Here is an 18,831-nt window from a genome sequence, read left to right on the forward strand (position 1 = left end):
GGACATCATCCCTTCACCGAGCCGATCATCATTCCCTTGACGAAGTGCTTCTGAACAAATGGGTAGGCGATCAACGGCGGGATGGAGGCGATCACGATGAGCGCGTACTTGAGCTTGCCTGCCAGCTCCTGCATCTCGGCGATGCGGGTGGGGTCGACGCCGGCCATGCGGGCAGGGTCGAACGTGTTGGTCACCAGGATGTTGCGCATCGCGAGCTGCAGGGGATAGAGGTTCTCGTCGGTCAGGTAGATCAGGCCGTTGAACCACGAGTTCCAGGTGCCAACGCCGTAGAGCAGCATGTTGACGGCGATGATGGGGACGGACAGCGGCAGGGCGATCCTGAAGAAGAACGTGAAGTCGCGGGCGCCATCCATCCGAGCACTCTCGAGAAGCTCGTGGGGGATGGTCTGAGCGAAGAACGTGCGCGTGATGATCAGCTGCCACACGCTCACCACGCCGGGCAGGATCATGGCCCAGACGGTGTTGAGCAGGCCGAGGTCGCGCACGACCAGGTAGGTCGGAATCATGCCGCCGCTGAACAGCATCGTCACCATGAACAGGAAGGTGAACAGGTTGCGTCCGGGCATGTCCTTGCGCGACAGCGCATAGCCGCCCGCCATCGTGGCGAACGTGCCGATGAGGATCACCATCAGGGAATAGAACAGCGAGTTCAGGATGCTTCGGAACAGCAACGGTGAGTTGAAGACGGCGTCGTAGGCGTTCGTGGAGAAGCCGACGGGCCAGAGCCACACCTCTCCGGAGTTGACCGCCGCCACGGAGGACACGGAGGCGCTCGCCACGTAGATCAGCGGATAGATGATGGTTAGCGAGAACAGCCCGAGGATGACGACGAGCAAGGCGTTGAGGCTCCGGTCGCCCGCCGGCTCCTTCAACTCGCGTATGCGTGCTTCTTTGCTTGAGGCCACTACGACACTCTCCTCTCCCGACGGCAGCACTGCCGTACTCACAATGACGGGATGCGTCGCGGAGCAGGTCGTCCCCCGCTGTCCCGCGTTGAGCCTGACACAGGCTCCCAGGTCTTGGCAAGCATCGCAGCTTAATCGTTACGTATGCGCACGAGAAATGCGCGGTCTGGTTGAGGTTGCGGGGAACGCTCAGCGGCGCTGAGCCCTGTGATGATGGGCCCGCAGCCGGTCCGGTAGAGTGCCGGCCGAACGCCGCCCGGCGATTGAGAGAGGACCTTGGCGCATGCAAGAACTGGATTCCCCGGCGGTCGGTGGGCTGGTCGCCCTCGACGTGAGGTTCGGCGGATCGCTCGTCGGCACGACCGCCTACACCACGACCGAGGGCGAGGTCATGCACGGTTCGCTGCGCCGCCTCGACGGTGCCGAGGATCAACGCCCTGGCAGGGGCGTGGCCTTCGCCGGCGGTACCCAGGGGCTGCGGTTCGACGCCGCGGGCCTCACCATCGCCGATGCCGACGGTCTCGTGGCGGCGAGCTTCGTCGCCGAGGTCGTCTTCACCGCCGACGGCGCGACCGCGGCCGGCACGTCCTACCTCCTCGCCACCCGCCACGTAGCGGCCGGGTTCTGCGACGGCGAGCTGGTCGTCGGGTTCAGGAGCCTCGCCGACGGCGCCTGGAGCGACTGCGCCTCCGTGCCCCTCCCTGCGCCCGGCGAGGAGCACATCTTCTCCCTGCACCAGATCCTCACGCACGACGGCCTTGTCGTTCTTGAGTCCGAGCTGGACGGTGAGCTGCTCCCCTACGTGAAGGCGACCGCCGAGCAGCGCATCGGTGCGGACGCAGGTGTGACGGTCGCGTTCGCCAACGATGTCCACTACGGCGATCCCGAGGACGGCTTCGTCGGCGAGATCGCCGCCGTCCGCGTCGCGGGTTCCGACGGCGCGTGGGGCGGCGCCGATTTCCTCATTCAGCGTGCCGCCGCCGCAGCCCAGGCGGCCGCGTCCTTCGCGGGCACGCGCGAAGAGACCTACGCCGCGCTCGAAGGGCTCACGCCCGGCAACTACCAGGACGTCTCCCCTGAGGACTCGGACTCCGAGATCATCGCGAAGGCGGCGATGGTCCGGCCGACGCTTCGCCAGGCGGATTTTCAGCAGGAGCTGATGACCGCGTTCGTCCACTTCGGGCCGAACACGTTCTACGGGCAGGAGTGGGGCCACGGCACCGAGGATCCCGCGCGGTTCGACCCGACCGAGGACATCGACCCCGACTCCTGGGTCCGTGAGCTCCGCGACGCCGGGTTCCGCCTCGCCATCCTCACCCTCAAGCACCACGACGGTTTCGCCCTGTGGCCCTCGAGGTACACCGATCACACCGTCGCCGCCTCGCCCTGGCGTGCGGGCAAGGGCGACATCGCAGCCGAGTTCGCCGCGGCCGCCCGGCGCTACGGCCTGCGGGTCGGCTTCTACGTGTCGCCCGCGGACTCCGCCGCGGAGATCCGCGGGGTCTACGGCAACGGGTCCGCCCGGTCTCCGCGCACCATCCCGACGCTGCTCCCCGGCGACGATCGTGAAGGCAAGGACCTGCCCACCTTCACCTACGAGGCCACCGACTACGGCCAGTACTTCCTGAACACCCTGTATGAGGTGCTGACGCAGTACGGCGACATCGCGGAGGTCTGGTTCGACGGTGCCGCAGGCAACACGGAGTCGGCGGAGACCTTCGACTACGACGCGTACTACGACCTGATCGATCACCTGCAGCCCAACGCGAATGTCGCCGCCGGTGGCCGTGACGTGCGGTGGGTCGGCAACGAGGCGGGCGTGTCCCGGTGGAACGAGCCGTCGGTCATTCCGATCGCCGACGACGGTCCCGGCGTGATCCGCGAGATTCAGCCCCGGGGGCCGTTCAACGAGAATCTGGGCTCGGACGCACAGCTTGCCGCGGTGGTGGGCAGTGGCGAGGCGAACAAGCTGCACTGGTGGGTGACCGAGACCGACATGCGGATCACCGAGGGCTGGTTCGCGCACCCGGGCGACGTGCCGAAGAGCGGCCCGCGCCTGCTGGAGTTCTTCGAGCAGACCGTGGCGCGGAACTCCGTGCTGCTGCTCAACGTGCCGCCGACGACCACGGGCCGGTTCGCGCCGGCGTCGGTGGCGTCGCTGCGGGACTTCGCGGCCGAGCGCCGTCGGGCCTTCACGCTCGACCACGCGCTGGGGGCCCCGGTCACCGTCGGCGGCGAGGTCGTGACGTCGATCACCAACGGCAACCTGCGCGACGGGCATCTTTTCGCCGCGGAGGACCGGACGCCAGTCGTGGTCGACCTGGGCGAGGAACGGACCATCGCTCGGATCGGCCTGCGCGAGGAGATCCTGGGCGCCGGTATGACCGTAGCCTCGTTCAGGGTCGAGGCACTGGTCGCGGAGGAGTGGGTGGAGGTCGCGAGCGCGGGTGTCGTCGGCTCGCAGCGCTTCCTGAAGCTCGCGAACCCGGTGGCCGCGCGGGTCTGGCGCGTGACCGTGACCGACGCCCGCGGCCCGTATGTCATCGCGGCGCTGAACCTGTGGGAGGAACTCGAGACCGACCCGGGCCGCGCCGTGGACGTGTACATCGACAGCTCCGCGCCGGCGGCGGGCGACGGGTCCGAGCAGCGGCCGTTCACGTCCCTGGAGCAGTTCCGCCAGCTGGAGCTCGCGCCGGGCGCGACGCTCCACTTCCGCGCGGGGCAGGACCATCCGGACGCTGACGCGGTCTTCTGGGGCTACGGCACCGACGACGCGCCGATCCGGGTCGTGCCCTGGGGCGATGGCCCCGAGCCGACCATCGGCGGCGCGCCGCTCTCCGAGCGGTTCGCCCGGTACGCCGCCCAGGGCTGGATCGTGACCGCCGCTGGGTAGCCGCCGTTCGTTGAGCGTGATCCGCTGGTCATTTGTGCGTCTCCGCGTTGCCTGCTGACGATGCCGAGACGCGGTCAATGACCAGCGGATCCTGCTCAAACGAGAGGGGTGATCGGCGGATCCTGCTCAACGAGCGGCGTCGATCGACTCCTCCGGGTCGGAGTCGGCGCGGCGCACGCCGACGCGGAGGTGCCAGACGGCACCGAGGGCCACGAACCAGACGGGCGTGACCAGCAGCGCGGCACGCGTGTCGGCCTCGAGCAGCAGCACGACGACCATGGTCGCGAAGAAGCCGAGCACGACCCAGCTCATCGCGACGCCCGCCGGCATCTTGAACGTGGAGGTGGCGTGCAGCTGGGGCCGGCGACGGCGATAGACGAGGTAGGCGATCAGGATCATGGCCCACACGACCATGAACATCACCGCCGAAACCGTTGTCACGAGCGTGAACGCCTCCATCACCGACGACCCCGCGTAGAGCAGGACGATGCCAGGGAGCAGGCAGAGCACCGAGAACAACAGTCCTCGGGCGGGGACCGAGTTCCTCGAGAGCCGCGCCCAGGCCTTCGGGGCGGAGCCCTCCAGTGCAAGGCCGTACATCATCCGCGACGTCGAGTAGATCCCTGAGTTGGCCGACGACGCGGCCGACGTCAGCACCACGAAGTTGATGATGCTCGCCGCCGCGGGCAACCCGGCGAGTGCGAACATCGACACGAAGGGGCTCTCGTCGGGGGAGACCAGACGCCAAGGAGTCACCATCATGATGATCGCCAGTGAGGCGACGTAGAACACGACGATGCGCACCGGGATCGTGTTGATCGCGCGCGGCAGCGTCGTCATCGGATCCTTGGTCTCGGCGGCCGCGGTGCCGGCGAGCTCGATGCCGACGAACGCGAACAGCGCGATCTGGAAGCCCGCGAGGAAGCCCATGAAGCCGTTCGGGAAGATGCCGCCGTCGTTCCAGAGGTTGGCGATGGCGGCATGCGCACCGCTCGGCTCGCGGAACTGCACGGCGACCATGACGACGCCGACGACGATCAGCGCGACGATCGCCACGATCTTGACGATCGCGAACCAGAACTCGGTCTCGCCGAACGCCTTCACGGCGAGCAGGTTCAGACCCAGCAGGAGCCCGACGGTGAGCAGCGCGGGGATCCATGCCGGCAGGTCCGCCCACCAGAACCGGACGTAGCCGGCGATGACGACGACGTCGGCGATGCCCGTGACGATCCAGCAGAACCAGTAGGTCCAGCCGATCGCGAAGCCCGCGGCGGGGCCGAGCAGGTCGGAGACGGCGTCGCGGAACGACTTGTAGCCGAGGTTCGACAGCAGCAGCTCGCCCATCGCGCGCATGACGAAGAAGAGCATGAGGCCCACCGTCGCGTAGACGAGCAGCACCGAAGGCCCGGCCAGCGAGATGGTCTTGCCGGAACCCATGAACAGGCCCGTCCCGATGGCGCCGCCGATCGCGATGAGCTGCAGATGCCGATTGCCCAGCCCTCGCTTGAGTCGCGCGTGATCCTCCCGCGGGGCGGCGGAACGTTGATGCATGTGGGTCCTCCTCGGCGGAACGCCTGCGCGAAACTGTATCCGCGGCCCATGGCCGCGGGAGAGGCGGGTTCCCTCTTGCGATGGGCGGTAGGCTCAGCCCCAAGAACTGGACCGATGAAGGGCGTGCCGATGAGGGCGGTTGTGGGGATCGTCGACGATCACCCCGCTGTCGTTCTCGGGGTCGCGACGTTGCTCGGTGCCCAGCCGGGCCTTCTCGTCGCCGCCACGGGTGCCACCGTTGCCGAGCTGCTCTCCCGGCGCACCGCCTTCGACGTCGTGCTGCTCGACCTCAGCCTCGGCGACCAGTCGACGCCGACCGAGAACCTGCGCGCTCTCGTTCCCACTGGCGCACGCGTCCTGGTGTACACCACGGGAGATCGGCCGCAACTCGTGCGCGAGGCGAGCCGCGCCGGCGCCATCGGCATGATCCGCAAGTCCGCGCCGGCCGCCGTGATGGTCGACGCCGTGCGCGCCGCCGTGCGCGGCGAGGTCGTCGCCTCCGCGGAGTGGGCCGCGGCTCTCGATCTGGACACCGCCTTCGTGCGCACCGTGCTGTCGGATCGCGAGGCGGAGGTGTTGGCGCTGTACGCGTCGGGGGAGACGGCCGAGCGGGTCGGCGAGCAGCTATATATCTCCCGCGAGACCGTGCTGGACCACGTGCGGCGGATCCGGGCCAAGTACGCGGCCATGGACCGGCCGGCGCGGACGAAGGTCGACCTGTACCGCCGCGCTGTGGAAGACGGCATCCTCGCCACCGACGACTGAGGGTGGGACCTCCGTCGGCAGGGACGAAGGCTGACGGCATGTCCATCTAGGGTGAGCGCCATGACCGTGGCATCCGACCGCAGAGCGACGTTGAGCGGGCTTCTTGCGATCGTGCTGTGGGCAACCGTGGTAGGCCTGACCCGGCTGGTGACAGAGAGCTTCGGAGCGACACTCGGGAACGCGTTGATCTGCACCTTCGCATCGGTGGCGCTGTGGGCGACGCGCAGACCGGGGAGGCTGCGGGACCTTCCTCTTCGCTACCTGGTGGTCTGCGGTGGCCTTTTCGTCCTCTACCAGATCTGCATGGGTCTGTCCGTGGGGTTTGCGCGCGACGCGCATCAGGCGATCGAGGTGAGCATCGTCAACTACCTGTGGCCGACGTTCACGGTGCTCCTGGCCGTCGCGTTGCCTCCGAAGACCAAGGTCGGGTGGGTCTTCGCGCCCGGCGTGCTTCTGGCGGTCGCCGGCGTGGTGTGGGTGATCGGTGGCGACGCCGGGCTGGATCCAGGCCGGATGGCGACCAACCTGGCAGGCAACCCCGTGCCGTACGCCCTTGCGCTCGCGGGCGCGTTGTCCTGGGCGTTCTACTCGACGCTCACCCCGCGCCTCGCCCGTGGCGCGGACGGGATCACCCTGTTCATGACGGCCTCCGCAGTGGCGGGGTGGGCCCTGCATCTCGTCGGAGGTGGTTCTCTCGCCAGGGTCCCAACGGCGGGTGGGATCGTGGCGTTGGGCGTCGCTTCGGTCGTGATCGCCGCCGGCTACGCCTTCTGGAACACCGGAGTGCTGCGCGGAAACCTCCCGCTGCTGGCCTCCGCCTCGTACGCGACCCCTGTGCTGTCCGCGGCAACGGCGTCGTTGCTTCTCGGGGCTGCGCTGTCGGCGTCGTTCTGGCAAGGGGTCGTGCTGGTGACCGTAGGTTCTCTCCTCGGCTGGCGCGCCACAGCCCATCGCTGATGGCCGGCTCGCCAGTCGTCCAACTCGTCAGTCCGAGCCGGCGCCGTTCGGGAGGAAGACGATGTTCGTGCGTACATCGTCGATCGCCATTTCCAGAGCGCCGCGGAGGACGACGTCGTCGCCGAGTGTCGAGGCGACGACGGCGGGTGGCGAGTAGGCGATCTCCGGCAGCCGCCAGTTGATCTCTTCGACGACCGGTCCCGCGAACTTGGCCAACTGACCGGCGAGGACCACGACGCCGGGGTCGATGATGTTGGAGATAGTGGCGATCGCGCGGGCTAGCCGCTCCGCAGTCTGCCGAACCGCGGCGGCCGCCCGCTGGTCCCCGCGTTGGGCGGCGAGGAGGATGTCCAGAGCGGTGACGCCCTGCTGAATCGTTTCGCCTTGTCGACGGAGTTCGTCTCGGTAGTACCCCCACACCGACCCGATTCCGCCGACGTGCTCCACGCCGCGGACGTTCCGGAGGTAGTCCATCTCGCCCGCGGTGCCGTGGGCGCCGCGCTGGAGCTGGCCTTCGAACACGATTCCCCCTCCGAGCAGCTCATCCGCGAGCAGGGTGACGAACGTGGAGTCCGGGTCGACATCACCGCTGCTGCGCTCGGCCCAGGCGGCGAGGTTCGCGTCGTTCTCTACGAGGATGCGCCAGCTGGCCTGTTCCGGGAGGAAGCTCTTGGCGTCGAGCTTCACGGCGTCCCACAGCGGGTTCCTCCGCGGGGGAACACCGGCGTCGTCCAGCGGGGCGCCGATCCCTACACAGGCGGTCTCTATCCGATCCGGGGAGATGCCGCCGTCGGCGAGGGCGGCGGCGATGGTGACTCCGAGGTGCTCGCTGCGGGACTCGCGCGGAAACTCCGCCGCGAAGTCTCGGCGTGCCTGTCCGAGCACCTGGCCCGCCAGGTCTGCGACGACCGCGGAGACGGAGGTGTACGCAATGTCGGCTCCGACGACGAGGGATCGGGTGTGGTTGAAGGCGAACTGCCGAGCCCGGCGTCCCGGGGTTGCCGATCGAGTACCGGGACCTTCGATGACCCAGCCGCGCTCCTCAAGTCCGCGGCAGATGTCGAGGACGCTGGCCCTGGTGAGTCCCGAGGCCTCCATGAGTTGGTTGGCGGTCAGGGTCTGGCCGGCGTTGTCCCAGAAGACGTCGAGGAGAGCGTGGAGGTTCTGTTCGCGCATCGCTTGCGGCGAGGTCGCCGCCACCTGGTCGCGGCGCAGCGACGGCAACTGGCTTCTGAGGATGCTTGACATGGCCCATAGTCTGCCGTACCTTTCATTTACTCTCTATAGATTTAGAGTGTAGATAAGTTTCATCAAGGAGGATGCATGAAGACACGACGTTCCTGGTGGCGTGCTGGTGCGGCCGTCGCCGTGACGGGATCGCTGGTGCTGACGGCCTGCGGAAGCGACGGCGAGAAGAGCCCCGACGGCGAGAAGCCAACCGTCACGGTCCAGGTCATCAAGGACGCCCGGGCGAAGCCGATGGCCGAGATGCCGTGGACCAAGGGCCTCGAGGAGGCGTGCGGCTGCACGATCACGTGGCAGGAGACGGCGGCCTCGTCGTGGCAGCAGCAGAAGCAGGCCTCGCTCGCGGCCGGCGAGATCGCCGACGTCACCATCGGCGGCTACGGCGGCGGCGACTGGGGCGACTACAACACCTACTTCGTCGACCTGGCCACGGAACTGGAGGCTATGCCGAACCTGAAGGCCACCTTCGAGGGCAGCCCCTACTCGCGTGTGGTGTCGACCTGGGAGGGCAAGGTCCTCGGCGCGCCGGGTGTCAACACCGGCATTGTGGCGAACTCAAGCGCTCACCTCTTCATCAACAAGCAGTGGCTCGACAAGCTGGGCCTCACGGAGCCCACGAGCTGGAGCGAGTTCAAGGCGGTCCTCGAGGCATTCAAGACGGGTGACCCGAACGGGAACGGCAAGGCCGACGAGGTACCGTTCGACTTCCTTGCGCCGTCAGCCGACGGCTGGGGCTGGTTCAACCCGAACGTGCTGCTGGGCAGCCACGGCATCACTGTTTCCGGCGGTGCGGGCAACGGCATGTACGTCAAGGACGGGGTCGTTAAGAACTACCTGACCGATCCGGCTTACAAGGACTTCATCTCATACATGAACGAGCTCTGGGACGCCGACGTGGTCGCGAAGGACGTCTTCACGCACGACTTCTCGCAGTACATCTCCCGCCTCAAGGGCGAGGGTGAGACTGCACTCGTCGGCGCGACGCTCTGGTGGACCCCGTCCGATGCGTTCGGCTCGCAACTGGGTGGCCAGTACATCACGCTCCCGTCGCTCATTGCAGACAACGCTCCCGACGCGAAGCGGACCTGGTTCTTCAACGGCGACGGGCTGAACTTCATTACCAACAGGATCTCCGTGGCCTCTGCCGCCAAGAACAAGGAGGCGGCACTCAAGATCGTCGACGCCTTCTACACGCCTGACATCAGCATCCAGGCACGTTTCGGCTCATTCGACATCGGTGTGAAGAAGAACGGCGAGAAGGACTACACCGTTATCGCGTCAGACGATCCGAACATCAACGCCTCCGACTGGCAGTTCCAGAACTCGCTATCCGACGGCGCCCCCGGCTGGTTCGTGCAACCTGGAGTGAAGCTGACCCTTCCCAAGGAGCAGTTCGAGGTGCGCGGTGTGGACGCCGTCTACGAGCACGACTTCGCCAACATCGACCTGAACGGCGATGTTATCTACGGCGGTGTGACGATGACCGCGGACGAAAGCCGAGAGTACTCGCTCAACAACACCGGCATCTCGCAGACCGCGATGGCGAAGTTCGCCGAGTGGGTCACGAAGGGCACTATCGACCAGGACTGGGACGGTTACGTCGCGGACTTGGAGAGGAACAAGCTGGCCGATCAGGTTCGGATCACTCAAGGTGCCTACGACCGCTACCGCGAGTTGATGAAGACCAACAACGTCGATCTCAACACCGAGTTGAACGATCCCAACCTGCAGTTCACCGAGAACGCCGACGGCACGGCGACGGTGTCGCGCTGATCAGTAGCCGCTGAAGGGGCCGCGTTCCCGTGTGAGCGCGGCCCCCTCCGGGCGATCGAAGGAGATCGCAATGTCACATTCACGCAATATGGGAAGGGGTGCGGCATGAGCGTCGTGGCGCAAACTGAAGAGGCGGTCGTTGCGGCGGCGGTGAAGGGCCTACGCAAGCACCCCAAGAAGTCGGCGGGCAGGCGCCTCGCCGAGCACATGGGCAGGTACTGGCAGCTCTGGCTCATGGCCTCACCCGCCATCGTCTTCATCATCATCTTCTCGTACGTCCCGATGTACGGCATCCAGCTTGCCTTCCGCGAGTTCGACCCCACGAAGGGTCTGACTGGTGGCACGTTCGTCGGGTTCAAGTACTTCGAGCAGTTCTTCAACAACCCGCAGTTCGGCCAGATCATGATCAACACGATCACGGTCAGCCTGTGGACGCTGGTGATGGGGTTCATCGCCCCGATCATCCTCGCGTTGGTGCTGAATCAGATCGGGAACAAGAAGATCAAGAGCTTCACCCAGACCATCACCTACATGCCGCACTTCATCTCGACCGTGGTCATGGTCGCGATCATCCAAATCTTCCTCGCCCCAGGCAGCGGCATCCTCGGCCGCTTCTTCGGCGACACGAGCCTGATGGGCGAGCCGAGCGCCTTCGTTCACATCTACTGGATCTCGGAAATCTGGCAGCACACCGGGTGGAACTGCATCATCTACCTCGCCGCGTTGTCCTCGGTTGACACCTCGCTGTACGAGGCGGCGCGGATGGACGGCGCGGGTCGGCTGCGGCTGATCCGCCACATCGACATTCCCGCCATCCTGCCGACGGCGGGGATCCTGCTCATCATGAATATGGGCGCTGTCCTCGGAGTCGGGTTCGAGAAGGTCTACCTGATGCAGAACACGCTGAATATCACTGCCTCGGAGGTCATCTCGACGTACACCTACCGCGTCGGCATCCTCGGGAACCAGTTCTCGTACTCGACGGCCATCGGATTGTTCAACTCCGTTGTCAACTTCGCCTTCCTGATCGCCGCCAACGCCGTGGCCAGGCGGGCCAGCAACACGAGCATCTTCTGAGAGGGGGCTGAACCATGAGCAACACACAACAGACAGGTTCGCTCGCGCCGAAGCTGGATCCGGCCTTCGTCCCGCGGAAGCGCGGCAAGGAGGAGAAGCAGCCGATGGACCGGCTGGTGGATATCTGCCTCGCGATCATCGTCGTCCTGATCATCGCTGCGGTCACCTACCCCGTATGGTTCATCATCATCGCCTCGGTCTCGGCGCCGAAGGCGGTGGCCACCGGGCAGGTGACGCTCTTGCCCAAGGGGTTCGGTTGGGCAGGATACGAGCTGATCCTCAGCGACGCCCGCATCTGGACCGGCTATCGGAACACGATCATCTACGCCGTTGTCGGCACCGCTATCAACCTGTTGGTGACCCTGCCGGCGGCGTTCGCGATGTCGCGCAGGGAGTTTCGTCCGCGTCGCATCATCATGTTCCTGTTCGCCTTCACGATGTTCTTCAGCGGCGGCCTCATCCCGATGTTCCTGTTGATCAAGAGCCTCGGGCTACTGAACAGTATGTGGGTGTTCGTCCTCCCGGGCGCGTTCTCGGTGTTCAACATGATCATCGCCCGGTCGTTCTTCGAGTCCTCCATCCCTGAGGAGATGTACGACGCGGCCCAGATCGACGGCCTGACGTACTTCGGCTACTTCACGAAGGTGGTGCTGCCGCTCTCCGGTGCCATCATCGCCGTGATCGGCCTGTACTACTTCGTCGGGCACTGGAACAACTTCTTCACGGGCCTGATCTTCATCCGGGAGCAGAACCTGCTGCCGCTCCAGAACGTATTGCAGCAGATCCTCATGGCGAATCAGTCCGCCGGCCAGGCGGGAGGATCGGTGGGCCAGGGTGCGGGTGAGGCGCAGGAGTTCGCCGACCAGATCAAGTTCGGCGTCATCATTGTCTCGACGTTGCCGCTGATGATCGCGTACCCGCTCCTGCAGCGGTTCTTCGATAAGGGCGTCATGATCGGCGCCGTCAAGGGCTGACCGTGACGGAGGCATACGCATGAGGGGAGTGGCGCTCGGCTACGAGCGGGCCGCGCGTGTCGTGATGATGGTATTCGTCGTCAACGTTGCGTTCGTTGTCCATGTCCTTATGGGGGTCGTCATCGCCGGGTTCTTCCCGGCGGTGGCGGCCTCGTACGGCACGTTCCGAACCTGGATGCTGTCGGAGGAGCGTGGCTGGACGGTGAAGCAGACCTGGGTCACCTTCCATCGCGCGTGGAAGATTGACCTGGGGGCCGCTAATGCCTTCGGCTGGCCGCAGCTGCTCGTCGGTCTCCTGCTGGTGTGGGACTACTACCTCGCCAACTGGAATGACATGGGCGTCGCCGGCTTCGCCGTCTCCGGGTTTTTGCTGCTGATCAACGTCTTCTATGGCCTGTTCGTCCTTGCCTCGTGGGTGGTGCGGTCCAACTTCGACGAGCGCCCGTGGTGGGTCGTTCGCACGTCGCTGCAGATGGTCATCGCGCGGCCCCTGTGCAGCGCCATGATCGTCGCGCTCCTCGTGGCTACCGTCTGGGCCTGGAGCCAATGGCCGGGAATCCTGATGACCTTCGGCTTCGCCGTGCCCATCTTCGCCGTCGTCATGGCTGTGTATTCGTTCGGTCGCCTGCCGGGCATGGACGCGCGAGCCGCTGTCGGGGCCACCCGGCAATACATATAGACTCCATATAATTATCTGACCTGCTGACAGCCACTTTTGGAAGGCACTCGTGACAACGCACAGCACCCACACCGACATCGCCTCTCGTCCGGAAGGCTGGTGGCGGTCCGCGGTCGTCTACCAGATCTATCCGCGGTCGTTCCAGGACTCGAACGGCGATGGGATCGGCGACATCCCGGGCATCACTTCACGTCTGGACTATCTCGCGACGCTCGGCGTGGACGTGCTCTGGCTGTCTCCGGCGTATCGGTCGCCGCAGGTCGACAACGGCTATGACATCTCCGACTACCAGGACGTCGACCCCCTGTTCGGCACTCTCGAGGACCTGGACGAGTTGATCGCTCAGGCTCACGCCCGCGGGATCAAGCTGGTGATGGATCTGGTGGTCAACCACACTTCTGATCAGCACGCCTGGTTCCAGGAATCCCGCGACCCGGCCTCCCCGAAGCGGGACTGGTACTTCTGGCGACCCGCGCGCACTGGGGCCGAGCCAGGCGCCCCAGGCGCCGAGCCCGACGACAGCGGTGCAGCTTTCGCGCCGTCTGCGTGGACCTATGACCCGGCCAGTGGCGTGTATTACTACGGTATGTTCAGCCCGGGGCAGCCGGACCTGAACTGGGAGAACGACGACGTCCGCGCGGCTGTGTACGAGATGATGCGCTGGTGGGTCGACCGGGGTGTCGATGGGTTCCGGATGGACGTCATCAACCTGATCTCCAAGCCGGATGAGTTGACCTCCGGCGCCCCGCTCGACCCTGACACGAGCCGGCGCGAGTACCGACCCTGGGGGCCCCGCCTACACGAGTTCCTGGCCGAGATGAACCGCGAGGTAGGCCTCGACGAACGCAACCTCCTTACCGTCGGCGAGATGCCCGGGGCGACGATCGAGCTGGCTCAGTTCGTCACAGACCCCGCGCGCCACGAGCTGAACATGGTGTTCACCTTCGAGCACGTCAGTCTGGATCAGGGGTCTTGGTCCAAGTGGGACCTTGCCGAACTCCCGCTTCCGGTGCTGAAGGGCAACCTTGCGACCTGGCAGGACGGGCTGGCGGAGGCGGGCTGGAACTCCTTGTACTGGGACAACCACGACCAGCCACGCGCGGTGTCCCGGTTCGGCGACGACTCCCCGGAGCATCGCGTGAACTCTGCGAAAACGCTCGCGGCGGTGTTGCATCTCCACAGGGGAACGCCATACATCTACCAGGGCGAGGAGTTCGGCATGACCAACTCGCCTTTCCAGTCGATCGATGACTACCAGGACGTCGAGTCGCTGAACTACCACACGCTCGCCACGGCTCATGGCATCGCCGAGGAGGAGGTGCTGGCGTCGTTGGCGGCGAAGAGCCGTGACCATGCCCGCACGCCCGTGCACTGGGACGACTCGGCGCATGCGGGTTTCACCAGCGGCACCCCTTGGTATGCGGCGAACCCGAACTACGTCGAGATCAACGCGAAGGCGGCGGTGGCCGATCCGGGCTCGGTGTTCGCGCATTATCAGGCCCTGATCCGGCTGCGCCACGACGACGCGACGGTCCGCGAGGGCCGGTTCGAGCTCCTCCTCCCGGACCACGACCAGGTCTGGGCCTTCACCCGCACCCTCGACGGCAGGCTCCTGGTCCTGGCGAACTGCTCCTCGACCCCGGCAGAGGTCCCCGTCGACGACCTCCCGGACCTCACCGGCGGGGAGCTCATCCTCGGCACGCATCCGGAGCCGGACCCGTCGGTCCTGGCCCCCTGGGAGTCCCGCATCCTGCGCCTCTCCCCGACCGCATGAGCGGCGCCGTCGCACCGCCACGCGCCGCGGACGACTTCGTGCGGTCGAGGTTCGACCTTCACGGGTTGACGGCTTTGGTCACCGGTGCGACCTCCGGGATCGGGTACGCCATCGCGGAGGCGTTCGTCCGCGCGGGAGCGGACGTCTATGTGCACGGGCGCGGGACCGAGAAGGCCGAGGCCGCGGCACGACGGATCGGCGCGCGGGCCGTCGCCTGCGATCTGTCTGACGCCTCGGAGATCGACCGGCTCTGCGACCGTCTGCTGGACTCCGAGACCAGGCTGGACATCATCGTGAACAACGCTGGGATCGAGTTCCCGGCCGCCTTACCGAGCCTCACCGGAGAGGTACTTGCCGCCACGTTCACCGTGAACACCTTCGCCCCGGTCCAGGTCGCGCGGCGGCTGCTGCCGCTCCTGTCGCGGTCCAGGAACGGGTCGATCCTCAATGTCTCGTCGATTCACGACCGGGTGCCCTCGCACTCGAACGCCGCATACGCCGCGTCCAAGGCCGCGCTCCGGATGATGACCGAGACGATGGCCGTCGAACTAGGTCCATCCGGAGTGCGGGTGAACGCCATCGCGCCCGGCGCCATCGCTACCGACATCAACCGGGACATCATCGCGAAGGTCGGGCCTGCCCATTTCGCGGAACTGATCCCGCTCGGTCGGGTGGGAACGCCGGAGGATGTCGCCGGCGCGGCTGTGTTCCTCGCCTCGGCTGCAGCCGGGTACGTCAGCGGCGCGACCCTCGTCGTCGACGGCGCCTACTCCCATCACCTTGTCCGCTACCGCGGGCTCGAAGACCACAGCTAGCTGAACGGGCCCCGCCCCGGCATCCTCAGGAGCCTCATGAGAATCAGATCGATCACCACCGCTGTCGTCGAAGCTAACTTCGACTGGACCCTGATCCGCCTTGAGACCGACGATGGCCTCGTCGGATGGGGCGAGTCGTTTTTCGCGCCCGGTCTCACCGCCATCGTCGCGGAGATGGCCTCGCTGGTGGCAGGTGATGACGCCCGCAATCCCCAAGCCGTGATCAGGCGGCTCCAGATCGCCGCCTCCGGGGCAGGGTCGGTCGGAGGCGTGGTCCACAACGCGCTGTCGGGAATTGACGCGGCGCTGTGGGACCTCAACGCCCGCGCCCTCGGCATTCCCCTCTGGCGGCTGCTCGGCGGGCGCTATCACGACGCAGTGCGCGTCTACGCAGACTGCCATGGAGGTGCGGGCCTGATGAGCCTTGGCCCGCTCCTCCAGATCCGGAAGCCGCGTTGGGTCGACGAGGGGGTCGCAGAGGGCAGTGTTGGGGCGATGCTCTTCGACCCCGGGGCGGAGACCGAGCCCATCGACCTCGACCTGCTCGAGGCGCGAGCCGAGGAGGCCGTCGCGAAGGGTTTCACGGCGCTGAAGTTTGACCTCGATGTGCCGGGCCTCGTGCCGACGCGGCCCGGTTCGCGCACCATGCCCGCGGGTGGTGAGGAGCTGGCCGCCGGGATGGTCGATGCGGTGCGCCGCGGCGCGGGGCCGGACGTTGACCTCGCCTTCGACCTGCATTGGCGCTACGACATGGCATCGGCTGTGCGGTTGGCAGACGCCGTCTCCGCCGCGCCGCTGATGTGGCTCGAGGATCCTCTTCCGCCGGAGAATGTGGACGGGCTGATCAGTCTCGCCGCGCGGACCTCAGTTCCGCTGGGTGGCGGAGAGAACCTCATCGGCCACCGTAGCTTCGAGCGCCTGATCGCGGCGCAGGCGTTCTCTGTCGTGACGCCGGACCTGGGTAAGGTCGGCGGCGTGAGGGAGGCCAGGCGGATTGCCGAGGCTGCCGATGACCGCGGGATGTCGATCGCGCCGCACAACATCGCGGGTCCGGTCGGGACGGCGTTCGCCGCTCAGGTCTCTTCCACCTGGCCTAACTTCCTTGCTCTTGAGTACCACGCGCAGGACGTACCGTTCTTCGATGACATCGTCGATCGGCAGATCATCGAGAATGGCTTCATTCGGATGACTGATCGCCCAGGTATCGGTGTGGACGTGGACGTCGATCAGGTCCGACGTCACGCCAAGCCCGGCGAGCCGATCTTCGAAGCCGCCTGAAATCGAAAGGAAGCCGATGCCCCCTGTCGCGATCCCCGAAGCGCCCGCATGGGCGAAGGACCTCGTCATGTACCAGCTGAACCCGAGGACCTTTACGTCCCCCGATGGCGCCGGAGCAGGTGACGGCAGCGGCACCTTCGCCAGTATGCGGGAGCGGCTACCGTATCTGCGGAGAGTGGGCGTCAACGGCATCTGGATGGCCGGGCATCACCTGGCCACGGCCCACTTCTACGGCATCTGGTCGGTGTACGCGGCGCTTGAGCCGCAGACCATCGACCCTGTGCTCGGCACGCCCGACGAGTTCAGGGAGCTCGTGCGGGCTTGCCACGCGCAGGGCATCCGCCTCTTCCTCGACGTCATCGCCCACGGCGTCCTCCACGAGTCGCCCCTGGTCGCCGAGCATCCCGACTGGTTTCCGTCGTCGAGTTGGGGCATGGCGGACTACGACTATGCGAACCCGGAGTTCCGGGCGTGGTGGAAGGACCTCTGGCTCACCTACGCCCTCGAGTACGACGTCGACGGGTTCCGGATCGACGTCGACATGGGGGATCCCTCGCTCTGGGCGGAGATCGTCCTCGCGGCCCGCGAGGCGGGCAAGGAACTCGTCGTCTTCCCGGAGAACGAGCGCTTCCACTTCTCCCAGCAGGAGATCATGGGCGCCGAGTTCAACCCGGTTCGCGCTCTGCACGTACGCGACTTCCTGAAGGAGCCCCGGGGCCTCGCGGCCGCGCAGCTCAGCTGTCACGACTACGGGTGGCAGGGACTGCCGGGCAACCACTACTACCTGAAGGGCAGCCGTGCCCTCGCCGCCCACGGGGCGCTGCTCGCGCCGCGCATCCCGATCTTCCTCGCAGGCGAGGAATTCGACGCCGATCCGGCCCCGGTGCCCAACCTGACGCAGGGTCTGTTCGGGGACGGCGGCCCGGGCGGGTGGATGTACGGCAACCGTGTCGATTGGGTCGGCCTGGATGATCCCAGCAAGAAGGCGATGCTCGACGATGTCACGGAGATGCTGTCCCTGCGTCGTCGATTCTTGCACCTGATCAACGGTGACTCCTCGACCATGGCGATCGCGGCGGTTCCCTATGACGGCCGCCTCTCCCACGCGCCGTTTGCTCTCGGCAATGGGACCGAGGCGATCATCGTCGCCGTGAACAACACCAGCGAGCCTGTCAGTGCGCAGATCCAAGTGCCGCGCGGGGATCTCGGTGTTGCGGTGGACGCGCGGCTGCGGGTGGTGGACCTGCTCTCGGGAGAGTCCGTTGAACTCGGTCTCGACGACCGCTGCCAGGTTGACGTCGCGGCCGACTACGAGCCGAGGGGTGGCTACCGGGCGCTCCACGTGACTCTTGCCGACGACCAGATGCCCGTGCGCGCCGAACTACCGAACGGCCGCTGAGAGGAACCGGAGACCCACATGAATTCTACTGACGAGCAGCCGCTGTTCCAGCGCATCCGGGAGCGGCTCTACACGCCTGTCATCTGTGACGTCCTTGATCAGCTCGGCCGCCGCCACCAGTTCCTCCCGCCGGAGATCCGTCCGCTGGCACCGTCGATGATGCTGGTCGGTCGTGCCATGCCCGTGCTGATCGACGACGAGTTTGGCATCCCTGCGCGTCCGTTCGGTCGACTGACCGAGGCTCTTGACGCCCTGGAAGACGGTGAGATCTATGTCGCGCGCGGTGGCAGCATCCCATGCGCCGCGTGGGGCGAGATCCTCACTGCGACGGCAAAGAGGAGGGGAGCGGTGGGTGCCGTCATCGACGGGTACCACCGGGACACGCACCAAGTCATGGCGCAGAACTGGCCCGTGTTCAGCCGAGGCTCCTACGCGCAGGACGCCGGCGCGCGATCTTCGGTTCGCGACTACCGGGTCACTGTCGAGATCGGGTCGGTCCTGGTCCAACCCAGGAGCCTGATGATCGGCGATATCGACGGCGTCGCGGTCATTCCACCTGAGCTGGAGGACGAGGTGTTGGAGAGGGCGTTCCTGAAGGTGTCTGCTGAGTCCACGACGCGCCGCGCGATCGAGGGCGGGATGAGCAGCACCGAGGCGTACGCGACATTCGGCGTCCTCTGAGTCGACGCAGGGACCCCGAGCACCGCTCACCATTCGGGCCTGCT

15 protein-coding genes are annotated in these 18,831 nt (G+C 66.4%); 12 read left to right on the forward strand and 3 right to left on the reverse strand.

The annotated features are described in order from the left end of the window. Positions 1–5 precede the first annotated feature (5 nt). The gene (locus IPJ61_RS14775; protein ID WP_297109137.1) at positions 6–926 is read right to left on the reverse strand and encodes a carbohydrate ABC transporter permease; all 921 of its coding nucleotides are present in this window, start codon (positions 924–926) and stop codon (positions 6–8) included. A gap of 283 nt (positions 927–1,209) precedes the next feature. Here IPJ61_RS14775 and IPJ61_RS14780 point away from each other — a divergent pair, with 283 nt between their 5' ends. Continuing rightward, positions 1,210–3,819 carry an alpha-L-fucosidase gene (locus IPJ61_RS14780; protein ID WP_297109140.1) on the forward strand — a complete coding sequence of 870 codons (2,610 nt, stop codon included), beginning with the start codon at positions 1,210–1,212 and terminating at the stop codon, positions 3,817–3,819. Between the two features lie 126 nt (positions 3,820–3,945). Here the strand turns inward: IPJ61_RS14780 and cycA are convergent, their stop codons facing one another. Further along, the gene (gene cycA, locus IPJ61_RS14785; RefSeq protein ID WP_297109143.1) at positions 3,946–5,370 is read right to left on the reverse strand and encodes a D-serine/D-alanine/glycine transporter; all 1,425 of its coding nucleotides are present in this window, start codon (positions 5,368–5,370) and stop codon (positions 3,946–3,948) included. A 129-nt stretch (positions 5,371–5,499) separates the two neighbouring features. Here cycA and IPJ61_RS14790 point away from each other — a divergent pair, with 129 nt between their 5' ends. Then, positions 5,500–6,135 (forward strand): LuxR C-terminal-related transcriptional regulator, encoded by a 636-nt coding sequence (locus tag IPJ61_RS14790; protein ID WP_297109146.1) that lies wholly within the window; start codon positions 5,500–5,502, stop codon positions 6,133–6,135. A gap of 60 nt (positions 6,136–6,195) precedes the next feature. Beyond that, positions 6,196–7,092, forward strand: a complete 897-nt coding sequence (gene yddG / locus IPJ61_RS14795; RefSeq protein ID WP_297109149.1) for an aromatic amino acid DMT transporter YddG — start codon at positions 6,196–6,198, stop codon at positions 7,090–7,092. A 27-nt stretch (positions 7,093–7,119) separates the two neighbouring features. Here yddG and IPJ61_RS14800 read toward each other — a convergent pair whose 3' ends face one another. Further along, the gene (locus IPJ61_RS14800; protein ID WP_297109151.1) at positions 7,120–8,340 is read right to left on the reverse strand and encodes an ROK family protein; all 1,221 of its coding nucleotides are present in this window, start codon (positions 8,338–8,340) and stop codon (positions 7,120–7,122) included. 75 nt (positions 8,341–8,415) lie between these two features. Between IPJ61_RS14800 and IPJ61_RS14805 the strand changes: the two genes are divergently transcribed. From IPJ61_RS14805 to IPJ61_RS14845, 9 genes are all read left to right on the forward strand, one after another. Further along, positions 8,416–10,110, forward strand: a complete 1,695-nt coding sequence (locus tag IPJ61_RS14805) for a type 2 periplasmic-binding domain-containing protein (RefSeq protein WP_297109154.1) — start codon at positions 8,416–8,418, stop codon at positions 10,108–10,110. Positions 10,111–10,215: 105 nt separating this feature from the next. Beyond that, the gene (locus IPJ61_RS14810) at positions 10,216–11,187 is read left to right on the forward strand and encodes an ABC transporter permease (protein WP_297109157.1); all 972 of its coding nucleotides are present in this window, start codon (positions 10,216–10,218) and stop codon (positions 11,185–11,187) included. A 14-nt stretch (positions 11,188–11,201) separates the two neighbouring features. Continuing rightward, complete coding sequence (locus tag IPJ61_RS14815; RefSeq protein ID WP_297109160.1) at positions 11,202–12,161, forward strand: carbohydrate ABC transporter permease; 960 nt, start codon at positions 11,202–11,204, stop codon at positions 12,159–12,161. Positions 12,162–12,180: 19 nt separating this feature from the next. Beyond that, positions 12,181–12,840 carry a YesL family protein gene (locus IPJ61_RS14820; RefSeq protein WP_297109163.1) on the forward strand — a complete coding sequence of 220 codons (660 nt, stop codon included), beginning with the start codon at positions 12,181–12,183 and terminating at the stop codon, positions 12,838–12,840. Between the two features lie 49 nt (positions 12,841–12,889). Next, entirely contained in the window at positions 12,890–14,614 is a 1,725-nt protein-coding gene (locus IPJ61_RS14825; protein WP_297109166.1) for a glycoside hydrolase family 13 protein, read from the forward strand. Next, positions 14,611–15,429 (forward strand): SDR family NAD(P)-dependent oxidoreductase, encoded by an 819-nt coding sequence (locus IPJ61_RS14830; protein WP_297109169.1) that lies wholly within the window; start codon positions 14,611–14,613, stop codon positions 15,427–15,429. The genes IPJ61_RS14825 and IPJ61_RS14830 overlap by 4 nt, the downstream gene beginning before the upstream one ends. 36 nt (positions 15,430–15,465) lie before the next feature. Further along, positions 15,466–16,707, forward strand: a complete 1,242-nt coding sequence (locus IPJ61_RS14835) for a mandelate racemase/muconate lactonizing enzyme family protein (protein WP_297109172.1) — start codon at positions 15,466–15,468, stop codon at positions 16,705–16,707. Positions 16,708–16,723: 16 nt separating this feature from the next. Next, on the forward strand, positions 16,724–18,106 hold the full coding sequence (locus tag IPJ61_RS14840) for an alpha-amylase family glycosyl hydrolase (RefSeq protein ID WP_297109175.1): 1,383 nt from the start codon (positions 16,724–16,726) through the stop codon (positions 18,104–18,106). Positions 18,107–18,124: 18 nt separating this feature from the next. Further along, complete coding sequence (locus IPJ61_RS14845; protein WP_297109178.1) at positions 18,125–18,787, forward strand: RraA family protein; 663 nt, start codon at positions 18,125–18,127, stop codon at positions 18,785–18,787. Positions 18,788–18,831 lie beyond the last annotated feature (44 nt).

The organism is Tessaracoccus sp., assembly GCF_016714275.1.
Taxonomy (GTDB): domain Bacteria; phylum Actinomycetota; class Actinomycetes; order Propionibacteriales; family Propionibacteriaceae; genus Arachnia.